This window comes from Roseateles sp. YR242 (genome assembly GCF_900109745.1).
Lineage (GTDB): Bacteria > Pseudomonadota > Gammaproteobacteria > Burkholderiales > Burkholderiaceae_C > Roseateles.
This window is the reverse complement of the sequence record NZ_FOAV01000001.1, coordinates 308,158-323,656: the sequence shown is the minus strand read 5'-3', so window position 1 is coordinate 323,656 and position 15,499 is coordinate 308,158. Positions and strand designations below refer to the sequence as shown.

General features: G+C 66.8%; 13 protein-coding genes. 9 read left to right on the top strand and 4 right to left on the bottom strand.

The genetic code is table 11. From position 1 onward, the window contains the following. Nucleotides 1–145: 145 nt before the first annotated feature. Both BMY53_RS26785 and BMY53_RS01380 read left to right on the top strand, forming a co-directional pair. Entirely contained in the window at nucleotides 146–592 is a 447-nt protein-coding gene (locus BMY53_RS26785; protein ID WP_404947847.1) for an SMI1/KNR4 family protein, read from the top strand. A 388-nt stretch (nucleotides 593–980) separates the two neighbouring features. Then, nucleotides 981–2,282, top strand: a complete 1,302-nt coding sequence (locus BMY53_RS01380; RefSeq protein WP_092942843.1) for a cyanophycinase — start codon at nucleotides 981–983, stop codon at nucleotides 2,280–2,282. A gap of 35 nt (nucleotides 2,283–2,317) precedes the next feature. Here the strand turns inward: BMY53_RS01380 and BMY53_RS01375 are convergent, their stop codons facing one another. Further along, the gene (locus tag BMY53_RS01375) at nucleotides 2,318–3,910 is read right to left on the bottom strand and encodes an ABC transporter substrate-binding protein (protein ID WP_092943717.1); all 1,593 of its coding nucleotides are present in this window, start codon (nucleotides 3,908–3,910) and stop codon (nucleotides 2,318–2,320) included. A 350-nt stretch (nucleotides 3,911–4,260) separates the two neighbouring features. On the opposite strand from BMY53_RS01375, the gene ettA reads away from it, so the two are divergent. The 7 genes from ettA to BMY53_RS01340 all read left to right on the top strand — a co-directional run bounded on the left by ettA (nucleotide 4,261) and on the right by BMY53_RS01340 (nucleotide 12,507). Continuing rightward, complete coding sequence (ettA, locus tag BMY53_RS01370; protein WP_092942840.1) at nucleotides 4,261–5,925, top strand: energy-dependent translational throttle protein EttA; 1,665 nt, start codon at nucleotides 4,261–4,263, stop codon at nucleotides 5,923–5,925. A 10-nt stretch (nucleotides 5,926–5,935) separates the two neighbouring features. Beyond that, the gene (locus BMY53_RS01365) at nucleotides 5,936–6,391 is read left to right on the top strand and encodes a GtrA family protein (RefSeq protein ID WP_177200663.1); all 456 of its coding nucleotides are present in this window, start codon (nucleotides 5,936–5,938) and stop codon (nucleotides 6,389–6,391) included. An 83-nt stretch (nucleotides 6,392–6,474) separates the two neighbouring features. Then, nucleotides 6,475–7,482 (top strand): glycosyltransferase family 2 protein, encoded by a 1,008-nt coding sequence (locus tag BMY53_RS01360; protein WP_092942834.1) that lies wholly within the window; start codon nucleotides 6,475–6,477, stop codon nucleotides 7,480–7,482. Continuing rightward, complete coding sequence (locus tag BMY53_RS01355; RefSeq protein ID WP_143073872.1) at nucleotides 7,479–9,284, top strand: glycosyltransferase family 39 protein; 1,806 nt, start codon at nucleotides 7,479–7,481, stop codon at nucleotides 9,282–9,284. Before BMY53_RS01360 ends, BMY53_RS01355 begins: the two co-directional genes overlap by 4 nt. Before the next feature lie 166 nt (nucleotides 9,285–9,450). Then, nucleotides 9,451–10,107 (top strand): Spy/CpxP family protein refolding chaperone, encoded by a 657-nt coding sequence (locus BMY53_RS01350; RefSeq protein WP_177200662.1) that lies wholly within the window; start codon nucleotides 9,451–9,453, stop codon nucleotides 10,105–10,107. 94 nt (nucleotides 10,108–10,201) lie between these two features. Further along, nucleotides 10,202–10,915, top strand: coding sequence for a response regulator (locus BMY53_RS01345; protein ID WP_092943715.1), 714 nt, complete (start codon nucleotides 10,202–10,204; stop codon nucleotides 10,913–10,915). Continuing rightward, nucleotides 10,912–12,507: a sensor histidine kinase gene (locus tag BMY53_RS01340; RefSeq protein WP_255369977.1), complete on the top strand. Its 1,596-nt coding sequence runs from the start codon at nucleotides 10,912–10,914 to the stop codon at nucleotides 12,505–12,507. The genes BMY53_RS01345 and BMY53_RS01340 overlap by 4 nt, the downstream gene beginning before the upstream one ends. On the opposite strand, the gene BMY53_RS01335 is transcribed toward BMY53_RS01340, so the two are convergent. The 3 genes from BMY53_RS01335 to trpS form a co-directional block, all read right to left on the bottom strand. Next, nucleotides 12,479–13,897: an MATE family efflux transporter gene (locus BMY53_RS01335; RefSeq protein ID WP_092942825.1), complete on the bottom strand. Its 1,419-nt coding sequence runs from the start codon at nucleotides 13,895–13,897 to the stop codon at nucleotides 12,479–12,481. The genes BMY53_RS01340 and BMY53_RS01335 overlap by 29 nt on opposite strands. Continuing rightward, nucleotides 13,894–14,322 (bottom strand): DUF3717 domain-containing protein, encoded by a 429-nt coding sequence (locus BMY53_RS01330; RefSeq protein WP_092942822.1) that lies wholly within the window; start codon nucleotides 14,320–14,322, stop codon nucleotides 13,894–13,896. The genes BMY53_RS01335 and BMY53_RS01330 overlap by 4 nt, the downstream gene beginning before the upstream one ends. A 107-nt stretch (nucleotides 14,323–14,429) precedes the next feature. Next, on the bottom strand, nucleotides 14,430–15,458 hold the full coding sequence (trpS, locus tag BMY53_RS01325; RefSeq protein WP_092943711.1) for a tryptophan--tRNA ligase: 1,029 nt from the start codon (nucleotides 15,456–15,458) through the stop codon (nucleotides 14,430–14,432). Nucleotides 15,459–15,499 lie beyond the last annotated feature (41 nt).

Genomic DNA, 15,499 nt, shown 5'->3' with positions numbered 1-15,499 from the left:
CCAGTCTCTGTGCCTGGGCGATGATCCGCATCAAGGTTGAGCCCAAAAGTTGGGGGGATGCCTTTGCAGCGAAAGCGGTCGTCCGCCTTTGGCAGGCATTGGCTAACGGCGCTATCCTGCTTGGGCCGCACTCCTTCATCAGACGATGGCTCAAGACCTAGCTTGTTACGAAACCCGCCCGCCATGTGCGCTGGGAGACTTCGGCGCCGCAGAATTGGCTTTGGGACACGCTATCCCTGCCGCACTTGCAGAGCTCTACCGACTTGCAAACGGACTGCGCGGTCCAACAAACGCAGGATTCCTCTACCCCTTGATTGAAACGCAAGACGGAGAGACCGCGTCGGCAGTCAGTCTCACGCTGTCCCTACGCGCGGAAACATGGCAGCCGAAGTTCTGGCGAGGAGCTGTTGCGTTTGGAGACAACGGGGTCGGCGCTACCTGGGGAATTGACGTCGAGACTGGCTCGGTCTTTGAATGGACGCCAGAGGACGGAGAGGAAGTTACTCCGGTGAATTCAACAATTCGCGAACTTTGGGCGAAGACCAAGGAGTGGTACGACCAGGTAAGTCGAGGCAGAGCGCCGCATGCCTGACATCTTGCTCGGACGTCCGCTTTCAGCCTGAAGCCGCCGTTCGCCGCAGGACGATGGCGCTGATCTACGCGCTGGCAGCAAGCTCTCGGTACTCGACGGTGCTCATTCCGCGAAGGCCGCCACCGTATTCGGTAGTGGTTGTAGTACCGGATGTACCCTATCGACAAGCGCCTGCGGCGCCTGCGTCAGGGCGACTCCGACCGCGACAACGCTGCGGCTCGCGCCATGGGGCGCCCCAAGGCCGCGGAGTCAGGGCTAAATCGGCTCGCGGGAGTTATGCAGGGCGTCCCTAAACGAACCGCAGCTTTCCGGCATTTCGCCACTCACGAATCCCTGATTCCGGTGGTGCTGCTGGATCTCCGCTGTCCAGCGCGGCACTATTGGGGTCATGCATACGCTGAGCCGTCTTCTCCGTGCGCCTGTCCTGCTGCTGGTGGCCTGTGGCTGGCACGTCGCCCATGCGCAGACCGCCATCGTCATTGGCGGCAATCTCCGCTACGACAACGACGCGGTGTGGCAACGCATCGTGCAAGAGGCCGGTGGGCCGGGCAAGGCCCGTTTTGCGGTGCTCGCCACCGCTTCCGCCGTACCGGAACAATCCGCCAACGCCATCGTGCAGGTGCTGCAGCGCCACGGTGCGCAGGCGGAACATATTCCCGTCGCGCCCCGCCTGGAAGGCGCGGACCTGCAGAAAAATCTCAACGATCCGGCGCTGATCGCGAAGGTGCGGGCGTCCAACGCGGTGTTCTTCTCAGGGGGCGCGCAGGGGCTGATCGTGGACACCTTCCAGCCCGACGGCAAGAACACGCCCATGCTGGACGCCATTTGGGATGTCTACCGCCGTGGCGGCGTCGTGGCAGGTACCAGCGCGGGTGCCGCCATCATGAGCCGTACGATGTTCCGCGACGCACTGGACGTGATGGGGGTGATGCGCGGCCAGATGCGAGAGGGCCATGAAATCGACCGTGGCCTGGGCTTCGTCAGCGATCGTCTGTTCGTTGACCAACACTTCCTGAAGCGCGGCCGCATCGGCCGCATGCTGCCGCTGATGATGGCCCAGGGCTACCGCCTGGGCCTGGGCATCGAAGAGAACAGCGCCGCCGTGATCCAGGGGCAGCAGGTGGACATCATCGGCGCCCGTGGTGCGCTGCTGGTGGATCTGCGCACCGCGCGCACCGACCCCGCCCTGGGCGCCTTCAATGTGCAGGACGCGCGCCTGAGCTACCTGGACAACGGCGACCACTACGACCTGCGCACCGGTCAGGCCACGCCGGAGAAGCGCAAGACCCCCGTCCCGGAGGCCCGGCTCATTCGAGCCACCCACGCCATGCCCGGTCCGGTCAACACCTTTCAGACAGACATCCTGGGGGACAACCGTATCGTGCAGGCCATGGCTGAACTGATCACGGCGCCCACCGGCGAAGTGCGGGCCATGGCGGCGCGCGTGCGACCCGGCGCCACGGAAGCCCGGGACCGTACAGCGTTTGTCTTCCGGCTCTATCGCGGCGCGGGGACGCAGGGCTGGTTCAACAGCCAGGGGGACGCTGATGACGTCACCCTGCTGGATGTGCGCCTGGACGTGCGGCCCGTGCCGGTGCCGCTGGCAGCCCCGCCACGCCTGGCCAACAACACCACACCTGCGGGGCAGGAGCCCCCGGGCGCGAACGAGGCGGGCCCCATTCCTCGTTAGGCCACGGCAGCGCGCGGCCTCTCCCGGTCTCTTCTTTATTTGGCCCCGACCGTCACCCAGCGCAACTCAAACCAGTTGTCCGCCCGGTGCTGCACCGTCACGTTCTGACGGGTCGCCCAGGGGATCATCTGGCGGTGCAGCGGGATCAGGTGGTTCTGCGCCTTGAACTCGCGCAGCGCAGCCTTCACCAGGTCCTCGCGTTTCTTGATATCCGCCTCGGTGCTGGAGCTGGCCGCCAAAGCGTCGAACTTGTCGTCCTTCCAGTTGCCGAAGTTGTAGTAACCCACGCCCTTGTCGCCCCGGTTGCGCATCAGCGGTGTCAGGGCCACCTCGGCATCGGTGATCACACCGCCCCAGCCGAACATGTAGAGGCTGGTGTCCATCTTCTCCAGCTTGGGGAACATCAGCGTGCGCGGCTGCGCATTGACGTTGACCTTCACCTTCAACTGCGCCCACATCGAGGCCAGCGCCAGGCAGATCTTCTCGTCGTTGACGTAGCGGTTGTTGGTGCAGTCCAGCGTCACTTCGAAGCCGTTGCCGTAGCCGGCGTCCGCCATCAGCTTGCGGGCCGCCGCCACGTCGTAGGGCAGGCGTGATTCGATCTGGGCATCCCCGTAGGCGCCCAGCGGGGAGGGCGTCAGGCCCCCGGTGGGGATGCTCAGCCCATTCATGAGCTTCACGCGGATGGCGTTGATGTCGATCGCCTGGTACAGCGCCTGGCGCACCCGCGCATCCTTGAACGGGTTCTTGTCCCCCGGCACCTTCCCATACAGCAGCTTGTCCCGCGCCTGGTCCATGCCGATGAAGATCACCCGGTTCTCCGGCCCCTCCAGCACCTTCACGCCGCTGGTCTGCTTGAGCTTGTTGAGGTCGCGCGGGGCCGGGTCCAGCACCACATCCACCTCGCCGGAGACAAGCGCCGCCAGTCGGGTCGAATCATTGGCGATGGGGGTGAAGACGGCCTCCTGCACATTGCCGTCGAACTTGCCCCACCAGGACGGGTTGCGCTTGAACGTGGTGCGGATGCCGGGCTGGCGGTCCGTCATTTCAAAGGGGCCGGTGCCGTTGCTGTGGGTGGCGGCGTAGGTCTCGTCCTTGTCCTTGTAGTTCTGCGGCTTGGTGACCTTGTGCTGCTCGCTCCAGCGCTTGCTCATGATGAAGATCAGGTCCAGGTGCTGCAGGAAGATCGGGTTCACCTGATCGAGCTGGAATTCCACCGTGAAGTCATCCACCTTGCGAGGCGTGCCCACCGCCTGGGCGTACGCTGCAATGTTGGAGTTGACGTCCTTGGCGCGGTTGACCGAAAACACCACGTCGTCCGCCGAGAACGGCGTGCCGTCCTGGAATTTCACGCCCTGGCGCAGCTTCACCCGCCAAAGCGTGGGCTTCACCTGGGTCCATTCGGTGGCCAGGCTGGGCACGATGTTCAGGCTCTTGTCCCGCGCCGTCAGCCGCTCGTAGACCTGGCCATTCATGGCGTTGGTGACGATCTCGTTCTGGGAATGCGGGTCGGCGGTCTGCATGTCGCCCGCCCCGGCCCAGCGCAGGGTCTGGGCCTGTGCGGCCGCAGCGGGCACCAGGCTCAGGCCAAGACCCAGCGTGGCGGCAATCCCCAAGGCGGCCGCCATGCGCACAAGACGGCCAGAGCCCGGCTGCGGGTGGGGCATCGGGCGCGGCAGGCGGCGCGAGGTCAGTGGGCACGCCGAGGTGGCAGGCAGGTGGCGGGTCATCGCTTCTCCGAAAATCGTTGGACAAGGCTGGACGGCAAGGGGAGGGCAAGGCCCATTCCAGTGCGCGACCGCCGCCTTTATCCACTCATAGGGCGACCGAGTTTAGGGGCAGTCGCGGAAGCTGCGACAATGCCGCATCACGGGCCGGGCGTCACAGCGAACGCCCCGGCGGTCCAGGCGTCCCCCGGGCCGCCTGTCACCAAGACATCGCCCACCCTCTTCTAGAACCACCCCGGAACCTCTCCGCCATGGCTCAATACGTCTTTTCGATGAACCGCGTCAACAAGACGGTTCCTCCCAAACGTCACATCCTGAAGAACATCTCCCTGTCGTTCTTCCCCGGCGCCAAGATCGGCGTGCTGGGCCTGAACGGCTCGGGCAAATCCACCCTGCTGAAGATCATGGCCGGCGTGGACAAGGAAATCGAAGGCGAAGCCGTGCCGATGCCCGGCATCAAGATCGGCTACCTGGAACAGGAACCGAGGCTGAACCCGGACCAGACCGTCCGCGAAGCGGTGGAAGAGGGCATTGGCGGCGTGCTGGCTGCCAAGAAGCGCCTGGACGAGGTCTATGCCGCCTATGCCGAGCCGGACGCCGACTTCGACGCGCTGGCCGCCGAGCAGGGCGAGCTGGAGGCCATCATTGCTGCCGCCGGGTCTGAAAACACCGACCTGCAGCTCGAGCTGGCCGCCGACGCCCTGAACCTCCCGCCCTGGGACGCCAACATCGGCGTGCTGTCTGGCGGTGAAAAGCGCCGCGTGGCGCTGTGCCGCCTGCTGCTGTCCAAGCCGGACATGCTGCTGCTCGACGAACCGACCAACCACTTGGACGCGGAATCCGTCGAATGGCTGGAGCAGTTCCTGCAGCGTTTCCCCGGCACCGTGGTGGCCATCACCCACGATCGCTACTTCCTGGACAACGCCGCCGAGTGGATCCTGGAACTGGACCGTGGCCATGGCATCCCCTGGAAGGGCAACTATTCCGACTGGCTGGACCAGAAGGAAGCCCGTCTGGCGCAGGAGCAGAAGTCCGAAGACGCTCGCGCCAAGGCGATGAAGGAAGAACTGAAGTGGGTGCGTTCCAATGCCAAGGGCCGTCAGGCCAAGAGCAAGGCGCGTCTGGCCCGCTTCGAGGAACTGAGCGACGTCGAATACCAGAAGCGCAACGAAACCAATGAAATCTTCATCCCCGTGGCCGAGCGCCTGGGCAATGAAGTGATCGAGTTCGAAGGCGTGACCAAGTCCTTCGGCGACCGTGTCCTGATCGACAACCTGTCGTTCAAGGTCCCGCCGGGCGCCATCGTCGGCATCATCGGCCCCAACGGCGCCGGCAAGTCCACGCTGTTCCGCATGATCCAGGGTGTCGAGCAGCCGGATGCCGGCACGGTCAAGATCGGCAAGACGGCCAAGCTGGCCTTCGTCGATCAGAGCCGTCAGAGCCTGGACGCCAGCAAGACCGTGTGGGAAGACGTCTCCGGCGGTCTGGACAACATCATCGTCGGCAAGTTCGTGATGCCGTCGCGTGCCTATATCGGCCGTTTCAACTTCAAGGGCAACGACCAGCAGAAGATGGTCGGCCAGCTCTCCGGTGGTGAGCGCGGCCGCCTGCACCTGGCCAAGACCCTGGCCCAGGGCGGCAACGTGCTGATGCTGGACGAACCGTCCAACGACCTGGACGTGGAAACCCTGCGTGCGCTGGAAGAAGCGCTGCTGGAGTTCGCCGGCTCGGCCATGGTGATCTCCCACGATCGCTGGTTCCTGGACCGCATCTGCACCCACATCCTGGCTTGCGAGGGGGACTCGCAGTGGTTCTTCTTCGACGGCAACTTCCACGAGTACGAAGCCGACAAGAAGAAGCGCCTCGGTGAAGAAGGTGCGCGCCCCAAGCGCGTGCGTTTCAAGCCCATCGCCTGATCGGCAGCGCGTGGAAGCGCCCCCCTCCGGTCCGGCGGCCGGCCGGCCTGCCGGCCCGGTCACGCTGGGCCGCTTTGGGCGCTTCCTGCTAGTGGGTGGGGTGGCCACGGCGGTGCATTACGTCACCGCCTTCGGGCTGCTGACGCTGGCGGGGTGGCCGCCGGTGCGTGCTTCCGCCACCGGTTTCATCGTCGGCGCGCTGGCCAACTACGCGCTCAATGCCCGCTTCACCTTCGGTCTGAAGGGCGGGCATGGCCGGCATCTGCCGCGCTTTGCGGCCGTGGCCGGGCTGGGCTGGCTGCTCAATGCGGCCGGCATGTGGGGGTTGCTTCGCCTGGGCCTGCATCCCTACCTGGCCCAACCCGTGGTCACCATCCTGGTGCTGTTCTGCAATTTCCTGCTGAACGCGCTCTGGGCCATGCGCCCGCATTCATCGCCTCCCCCCAATTCAGAGGGCTCCCGCTGAGCCCCTGCGCGCGGATCGCCCGCTAGAGTGGCGCCCGGGGCTTGCGCGCCTGTGCGCCGGCGACCAGTGTCAGGGGGCGGGCCATGGAACTCATCGAACGACAGCACTTCCTCGGGGCGCCGGATTTCCGGGAGCGCGCGCCGGTCATCAACTTCGTGCTGCCTTGCTACAACGAGGAAGAGGTCCTGCCGGAAACGGCCAGCCGGCTGACCCGCCTGCTGGAAGACCTGGAGGCGCAGGAGCTGATCTCGCCCGCGAGTTCGGTCTACTTTGTTGACGATGGCAGCCGGGACCGTACCTGGCCACTGATCGAGGAACTGGCCACCACCGCTTCTCGTTTCTGCGGCATTAAGCTCAGCCGTAACCGGGGCCACCAGAACGCGCTGCTGTGCGGCCTGATGAGCATCCATGGGGACGCGCTGATCAGCCTGGACGCTGACCTGCAGGACGACCTCGGCATCATCGCCGACATGGTGCGTGCCTTTCGCAGCGGGCACGAGGTGGTCTACGCGGTACGCCGCCGCCGCGACACCGACAGCTTCTTCAAGCGTGTCACCGCCGAGGGCTACTACCGCATCCTCGCCGCCATGGGGGTGAACCTGGTGTTCAACCATGCGGATTACCGCTTGCTGGGGCGGCGCCCGCTGGAGGCCTTGCGGGGCTACCGTGAACCCCACCTGTTCCTGCGCGGCCTGGTGCCGCTGCTGGGTTATCGCAGCACCACCGTGGCGTTCGACCGGGCGGAACGCTTTGCCGGGGAGTCCAAGTACCCGCTGGGCAAGATGCTGGCGCTGGCCTGGCAGGGCATCAGCTCCTTCACGCCTTACCCCCTGCGGCTCATCACCGGGGCAGGGGTGTTGGTGTCACTCGTGAGCCTCGCGATGGCGGCCTGGGCGCTGGCGCTGCGCCTGCTGACCAACGAAGCCTTGCCCGGTTGGGCGTCCACGGTGATTCCGATGTACTTCCTGGGCGGCATCCAGTTGCTGGGCCTGGGCGTCATCGGCGAATACCTGGCCAAGGTGTTTGAATCCGGCAAGCATCGCCCACGCTACCAGGTGGAAAGCATCTGCGGCCAGTGGCGCGCACCATGAGCAGCGTGGCAGCGGTGGTCATGCCGGCCGCGGGCCTGCGGTGGTGGCAGCAGTGGCCTGCCTGGCTGTTGGCGGCGCTGGTGGGCCTGGGCTACTTCCTCAGCAGCCCGCGTGCGGGGGATTTCTGGTGGTTCGATGCGTCGCGCCACGCCATGAACAGCGTGTTCGTGCATGACTTCTTCGCGCAGGGCGGGTGGAAGGATCCCATTCGTTATGCCAAGGCCTACTACGACCAGTACCCCGGCATCAACATCGGTTTCTACCCCCCGTTCCTCTACCTCGTCACGGCACCCGTGCTCGGTGTGTTCGGTGTAAGCCATGCGGTGTGCCAGGGCGTGGTGGCCGCCTTTGCCGCGCTGACCGCCATGGCCGGTTATGCGTGGACCCGCCCGGCCCTGGGGCGGCTGGGGGGCTTTGCGGCCGGGCTGATGCTTGTGCTGGGGCCGGAGGTCGCCCTGTGGGGCCGGCAGGTGCAATTGGACGTCCCGGCCATGGCCTTGCTGCTGTGGGGCACGTGGGCGCTGGCGGCCTGGCTGGAGGCGCCGCGGGCGCGCTGGCTGGTGCTGGCTGCCGTGCTGCTAGGCTGCGCCATGCTGACGCGGGTGCAGACCTTGTTTGCGTGGCCGTTGTGGCTGGCGCTGGTGTTCCTGCACCCTGTAGGCCGGGCCCAGCCGTGGCGTGCACGGCTGCTGTGCACGGGGCTGTATGGACTGCTGTCTCTGCCGTCGGTGGGTGCGGCCCTCTACTTCGCCCCGGTGGTGGGCCATCTGGCGGGGCAGATGCCGGACATGCCGCCGCTGCTGTCCTGGGCCAACTGGGGGTGGTATGCGGCCCGCTTCCCGGAACAACTCGGCTGGGTGGGGCTGGGGGTGCTGTTGCTGGGCCTGCTGGCTTGGGTGGCCTGGACGGGGCGAGCGCTGGTGAGCGGCCGGCCTGCTGCGTTGAGGACTGTGCTTCGTGGCCGAGCCGGGTTGGCCCTGGCCATGGCCGTGCTGGCCTGGCTGTTCTTCAGCGTTGTCTCCAACAAGGAGCCACGCTTCAGCCTGCCGGTGCTGCCGTTTGCGATGCTGGCGGCTGTGCTGGTCATCGGGCGGTGGCCCGGGGGCGGCTACCTCCGTGGGGAGGGCCACCCCGCGCTGCGGGCCACCTCTCTTGTCATGGAGGGGGAGGGCGCTGATGGTGCTTTCGGCGCTGTAGGCGCTGTAGGCGCTGTAGGCGCTGTAGGCGCTGTAGGCGCTGTAGGCGCTGTGGGCGATGCCAAGGGCCCCGGTGCCGCTCACCACACGGCACCGCGTGCCGCGCGCTGGTCATTGGCGGTGGTGCCATGGCTGGCGATGGCCATGCTGGCCGAGGCCGCGCTGACCCAGCGCTGGTCCGACGTGCCGCGTGTCACCGGCCATCACGAGGCCGCCATGCTGGCGGCCCGGCTGGCCCCGCCGCAGTCCCGCGTGATGATTTCTGCCCACCGTGACGGCAACTTCATCTTTGCGCTACGCAGTGACGGGCAGCGCCCCGATCTCGCGGTGCGCCGTGCCGACAAGCTGCTGGTGGACATGACCATCATGCGCCAGCTCGGCATCCGGGACCGGGGCCTCAATGAGGACGACATCCGCACGCTACTGGCGCGGGAGCGGGTGGCGGTGGTGGTGGCGCAGACCGGCTACCTGGGAGACCAGCCCTCCATGCAGGCGCTGGAGCGGCTGCTGTCTTCCGGCTGCTGCTTCGACTTGCGCGCCACGGTGAAGATCGAGGGTCGTCACCGGCCGGATGAAACGGAACTGCGTGTGTATTTGCGCCGCTGACGTGTGTCTGCTTTGACAACTTCCTGAGGGTGTTTGTCCCCAAACCCCTCTCTGACGCGCGGTCGTCAAGAGTCTTTGAGTGTTTTCACCTTTCTTTACGGCGGCCCCATGGCCAACTTACCTGCGCCGCCGAGGATGGAGTCACCAAACACAGGAGATGTCAAAGATGTTCAAGCGTTTCTCCCGTCCCCTCCAGGCGCTGGGTGTGGCGGCGGTTTTGAGTGTGGCAGCTCTGGGCGTTCAAGCGCAAGCCCAACCGCATGGTCCCGGCCCGGGTGGCCCCGGCCCCGCTGGCCCTGGTTTCGGGCCTGGTGGCCCTGGTGGCCCTGGCCCGGCACCGATGTTCCTGGGTGGTCGTCTGCTTAAGGACGTGGGTGCCTCGGATGCGCAGCGCAAGCAGATCCGCGAGATCTTCGACGCTGCTCACAAGGACCTGAAGGCCCAGCGTGACGATGGCCGCAAGCTGCATGAGCAGCTGGAAGGTCTGCTGACCGCCCCGACGGTCGATGCCAACGCGGTGGAGCAGGTGCGCCAGCAGATCGCCGCCCAGCACGATGCCGCTTCCAAGCGCATCAGCCAGGCGATGGTCGAGGCCGCCAAGGTGCTGACCGCTGAACAGCGTGCCAAGCTGGCTGAAGAGCTGAAGAAGCACAAGGCCCGCATGGAAAAGCGCCTGGAGCACATGAAGGAACACGGTGGCAAGGGTGGCCGTGGTGGTCCTGGCGGCCCCGGTGGCCCCGGTGCTCCGCACGACGGCGGCCCTCACGGAGATCATGACGGTGATCACGATGAGGACGCTCCTCCCCCGCCCAAGGGCCAATGATTGACGGAGGCCGGCTATGCTTCAGACTTTTGATGATTCCGCAGTGCGCAACCAGGCCGACCAGGCCCGGCAGGCGGCTGTGGCGCAACGCCCCATGAATCCACGACTGCTGCTGATCGACGACGATGCGCGCTTGACGGCCATGCTGGGGGACTACCTGAGCAGTGCCGGCTTCGACGTCAGTTTTGCCGGGTCTCTGGCCCAGGGCCGTGCCGAGCTGGAAGCAGGCCAGTACGAACTCCTCGTGCTGGACCTGATGCTGCCGGACGGCGATGGACTCGAGTTCTGCCGTCAACTGCGCGGTGACAAGCGCTGGCGCCGCCTGCCGGTGCTGATGCTTTCCGCACGCGGGGAACCGATGGACCGCATCCTGGGCCTGGAGCTGGGCGCGGACGACTACCTGGCCAAGCCCTTCGAACCCCGCGAGCTGCAAGCCCGTGTGAAGGCGCTGCTGCGCCGCACCGAGCCGCAGGCGCTGGGCGACGAGGTTCTGCGCTTCGGCCGCCTGGAGATCGATCTGGCCGCTCGGCAGGTCCGCCTGGACGGCAATGCGTGCGACCTCACCAGCCATCAGTTCGACCTGTTGGTGGTGCTGGCGCAAAGCCCCGGCCGCGTGCTTTCTCGCGACCAGATCATGGATGCCCTCAAGGGCCATCCGCTGGAGGCGTTTGACCGCTCCATCGACGTTCACATCTCGCGCATCCGCTCGGTGATCGAGGAAGATGCGAAGAACCCCCGGCGGGTATTGACCGTTCGCGGTGCGGGTTACGTGTTCGCACGCAAGCAGGACGCCGAAGGCCTGGAGTGAAGTCGCTTTACCTGCGCATCTACATCACCGTCGTGGTGGTGTTGCTGGCGTTCGCACTCGGTTCGGCCTGGTTGTTCCAGGGCCGGATCGAGCAGGAACGCGGAACATTCGAACAAGCCGCCTCCGAGCGGCTTGTTGCCATGGCGGTGTTGGTGCAGCGCGCCTTGCCGCCGGCGTCCGCACCTGCCCGTGAGCAAGCCGAGGGGATCGAGGACTGGGGCCAGCGTCTGCGCATGGCCCTGGCTCTGGAAGATGCCAAGGGCAAACGCCTGGGCGCCTCGCCGCTGTTCGAGCGACGCGAGGACCTGCCCGGCTCTCGCATCCAGCGTATCCCGCTGGACGATGGCCGCCACTTGCTGTTCCTGAGAATTGCCCGTCCGCCGGGGGCCTCCGGCCCCTTGCCGGGGCCTGGGCCGTTCCAGCCGGATGAGCGCGCAAGTGGCGCGCAGCGCCAGGACGGCGCTGGCCAGGGGCGTGACAGCCGCGATGGCCAGGGCTGGGGCCCCGGGTTCGGACAAGACCGTGAGGGCCGCAATGACCGAGGTGCCCGCCCGGATCGCGCCAATGTGGCCGGCCAGGCGGCTTCGCGTGCCGGTCGCGACCCGATGCCCGAGGTGGAGGCCACCCGCCAGCGCATGATTGAACGCTTGGAACAGGAGCGCCGCGAAGAAAACGCCGGTTCCTGGTTTCCCGGCTGGATTCCCCGCCCCAGCGGCGAGGCTCTGGCCTCCTTGCTGTTTGTGCTGTTCCTGGCGGTGGCCGCCGGGGCCTACCCGGTGGTGCGCCGCCTGACGCGGCGGCTGGAATCGCTCAAGTCGGGTGTGGAGCAGTTCGGCGGCGGGGACCTGGCCTTCCGGGTGCAGGATCACGGCAAGGACGAGATCGCCGCCGTGGCCGGCAGCTTCAACCGGGCGGCCGAGAAGATCGAAACGCTGATCCGCTCCCACAAGAGCCTGCTGGCTAATGCCAGCCACGAACTGCGTTCCCCACTGGCGCGCCTGAAGATGGCCTTCGCGATGCTGGACGAAGCCTCGCCGCCGCAGCGCTTCCGCCTGCAGCAGGAGATCAATACCAACATCGCGGAGCTGGATGCCCTGGTGGAGGAAGTGCTGCTGGCCAGCCGGCTGGAAGGCGGCGCCCAATCCCTGCGGCTGGAGCCGGTGGATTTGCTGGCCATTGCGGCCGAAGAATCCGCACGCACCGGCGCCGAGGTGGAAGCCGAGGCTGGCCTGGAACAGCTGCAGCTGCGCGGCGACGACCGCCTGCTACGGCGCGCCTTGCGCAACCTGCTGGAAAACGCCCGCCGTTATGGCGGTCCGCAGGTGGAGGTCAAGCTGCGCCGTGCCGGGCAGTCCCTGGTCGAAGTGCAGGTCTGTGACCGTGGCTCCGGGGTGCCCGAGGCCATGCGTGAACGGATCTTCGAGGCCTTCTACCGCCTGCCCGGCCACGCCGAGGTCTCCGGCGGCGTGGGGCTGGGCCTGAACCTGGTCAAGCAGATCGCGGTGGCGCACAGCGGCACGGTGCGCTGCGAGGCCCGTGAGGGCGGGGGCAGCTGCTTTGTGATCAGTCTGCCGTTGACGCTTCCGGCCTGAACGGGGCACCCGGCGGGCGCCTGAGCTGGGTGCGGTGCACCCAGGCCAGCAGGCCGCACAACCCCAGCGCCGCGGCCGCCAGACCGGCGGAGGCGGCGCTCCAGAACCCCATCGCACCCTGCATCGACTCCGGCAGGGGGATCTCGTGCTCGCCAAAGGCCAGCCAGTAGCCGCCTCCCAGCCCCAGGCCCCAGATGGCAAAGGCGTAGATCACCATCGGCGCAGTGGCAATGTGATGCGAACGCAGCACAAAGGCCGCCACCGTCTGGCCGGCATCCGCCGTGTGGAACAGCCAGACCCAGCCCAGCAAGGGCAGTGCGGCGGCGATGATGGTGGCGTCCCGTGTGTACAGGCCCAACACCTGCTCGCGCAGGTTGAACACCAGGGCACCCATCACAAACGCGATGCCCACGGCCAGCTCCAGCCCATGCCAGCCCAGGCGGCGCGCCGCGCCCACATCCTGCGCGCCCAGGGCCTGTGCCACCAGCGTGCTGCTGGCATTGGCCAGTGCCAGCGGCATCATGAACATCATGGCCACCAGGTTGGCGGCGAGTTGATGGCCGGCCACGGCCGTGCTGCCGATCCGCGCAATGAAGATGGCCATGAAGGTGAAGCCCGTCACCTCGATGAGCACGGACGCGCCCATGGGGACGCCCAGCTTCAGCAGCCGCCATAACGTGGCCGTGCGCGGGCGATGCAGGCCGCCGCGCGAAAAGCCGAAGTCGCTGTAGAACGTGTCCCGCCGCAACACCGCCAGGCCCACCAGCAACTGGCTCCACATCACGATGGCGGTAGCAACGGCACAACCCACGGCGCCCATGGGCGGCACCGTCAGCGGCCCCAGGCTGAAGCCGCCGATCAGCAGCATGCTGGCCGGGAACTTGAGCGCCAGCCCGCCGATCTGCAACGCCATGACGGCCTTGGGCCTGGACACGGCGGTGTTGAAGCCCCGGTAGGCCGTGAAGAGCAGGGCGGCGGGCAAGGCGACGCCCAGCGTGCGCAGGTATTGGCTGACTTTGTCGGCAACCTCGGGCGTGGCGTGTGAAATGGCCAGGAAGGGCTGCGGAAACCACAGCACCAATTCACCGATCACGGCCAGCATCAGCGCCAGCCATGCGGCCTGGTGCAGGCTATCTCCGGCTTCGGACATGCGCCTGGCGCCGAACAATTGCCCGGCCACCGGCGAGATCGCCAGCACCACACCCATCAGGCCGACAAAGACCGAGGTGTAGACCGCCGAGCCCACCGCCAGCGCGGCCAGCTCCAGGGAAGAGTGGCGGGCCACCAGCAAGGTGTCGATGGTGGAATAGGCCAGCACGGCCAACTGGCCGATGAACACCGGCCAGGCCAGCGGCACGATCTGGCGCAGGCTGTGGAGGCGACGGTTCAAGAGCGCTCCTGGGAGGGTTGCCGCGCTTCGATGGCGCGCTCCGCATATCTGTTGAACCGCCAGGAGGTGCCTTCGAGCGTGATGCGGCGCCAGGTGGCGCGTTTTTCACCGGGGGTGAGCACGGGCCAGTTCTGCACTTCGTCGAAGCTGCGGCCGCAACCCTTGCACATTTCGTCGCCCTGGCTGGTGGAGCAGATGGCGATGCACGGCGCATCCGGCGTGGTGTCATACCAGGCCAGCCAGGCACCGTGCGCGGCGGGGGGCATGGTGTCCTCGTCGCAGGCGGTTTCGTGGTGGTAGACCATCAGCGCATAGACCTCGGCCAGGGCTCGCAGCTCGGCACACAGGCTGATGCCGTCACCCGGTTCGCGCGCACGCCACCAGTTGATGGCGGATTCGATGTCGGTGATGTGGAGGCCGGCCATGAGGGTACTGCGGTGAATGAGAGAGAAAAGGGGGGGTGGAGAAGTTGCCGGAGAAATACTGAGGAAGTGCTGGGGAAGTGCTGAAGAAGGCGCCGGCTGATCGTCGCTCAGTAGTTCAGGCCGATGGCCGCCCGCACTTCCCGCAGGGTCTTGCGTGCCACTGCACGGGCACGTTCCGTGCCGACCTCGACGATCCAGTGCACCTTCTTCGGATCGGCCAGCAGCTCTTCAGCCCGCGCGCGCCACGGCGCTTGTTCACGTTGGATGGCGTCGATCAGCGGCTGCTTGCAGTCCAGGCAGCCGATGCCCGCACTGCGGCAGCCGTCGGCCGCCCAGCGGCGGGTGGTGTCGTCGGTGTAGACCTGGTGCAGGGCCCAGACAGGGCAGCGCTCGGGTTCGCCCGGGTCGTTGCGGCGGACCCGCTGCGGGTCGGTCGGCATCTGGCGGACCTTCTGTTCGACCACTTCTGGCGTGTCCCGCATGGCAATGGCGTTGCCGTAGGTCTTGCTCATCTTTCGGCCGTCCAGGCCGGGGAGGCGGGCGGTGTCGCTCAGCAGCGCCTGCGGCTCGGGCAGCAGAGGGGCGTACAGGTGGTTGAAACGGCGGGCCACCTCGCGGGTGACTTCCACGTGGGCGGACTGGTCCTCGCCCACGGGAACGAAGGCGGCCTTGTAGATGAGGATGTCCGCCGCCTGCAGCAGGGGGTAGCCGAGGAAGCCGAAGGTGGCCAGCTCGCGGTTCTCCGCCACGGTGTCCTTGTAGCTGGGCATGCGCTCCAGCCAGCTGGAGGGGGTGCTCATGGCCAGCAGGGTGAACAGCTCGGCATGCTCGGGCATGCGGCTCTGGATGAAGAGCGTGGCCTGTTCCGGGTCCACCCCGGCGGCCAGCCAGTCCACCACCATGTCGTAGACGCTCTGCTCAAGACCTTCGCGGTGTTGATAGTGCGTGGTGAGGGCATGCCAGTCCGCGACAAAGAAGAAGCAGTCGTGGGTGGACTGCAACTGGACCCAGCTCTTGAGCGCGCCGTGGTAGTGGCCCAGGTGCAGGGCACCGGTGGGACGCATGCCGGACAGGACGCGGGGACGGGCCGCAGCGGTAGGCGCGGGGGTGGGCTGAGTAGGCGGAGGGAAGGTCATGATCGCGGGGGGAGCCGTATTGTAGGGATGGGAGGCGGCGG

Coding starts and splice junctions, on each gene's coding strand:
- trpS (WP_092943711.1), bottom strand. CDS start 15,458: ATGACCTTCCCTCCGCCTACTCAGCCCACCCCCGCGCCTACCGCTGCG.
- BMY53_RS01355 (WP_143073872.1), top strand. CDS start 7,479: ATGAGCAGCGTGGCAGCGGTGGTCATGCCGGCCGCGGGCCTGCGGTGG.
- BMY53_RS01330 (WP_092942822.1), bottom strand. CDS start 14,322: ATGGCCGGCCTCCACATCACCGACATCGAATCCGCCATCAACTGGTGG.
- BMY53_RS26785 (WP_404947847.1), top strand. CDS start 146: ATGGCTCAAGACCTAGCTTGTTACGAAACCCGCCCGCCATGTGCGCTG.
- BMY53_RS01360 (WP_092942834.1), top strand. CDS start 6,475: ATGGAACTCATCGAACGACAGCACTTCCTCGGGGCGCCGGATTTCCGG.
- BMY53_RS01380 (WP_092942843.1), top strand. CDS start 981: ATGCATACGCTGAGCCGTCTTCTCCGTGCGCCTGTCCTGCTGCTGGTG.
- BMY53_RS01350 (WP_177200662.1), top strand. CDS start 9,451: ATGTTCAAGCGTTTCTCCCGTCCCCTCCAGGCGCTGGGTGTGGCGGCG.
- BMY53_RS01375 (WP_092943717.1), bottom strand. CDS start 3,910: ATGGCGGCCGCCTTGGGGATTGCCGCCACGCTGGGTCTTGGCCTGAGC.
- ettA (WP_092942840.1), top strand. CDS start 4,261: ATGGCTCAATACGTCTTTTCGATGAACCGCGTCAACAAGACGGTTCCT.
- BMY53_RS01345 (WP_092943715.1), top strand. CDS start 10,202: ATGAATCCACGACTGCTGCTGATCGACGACGATGCGCGCTTGACGGCC.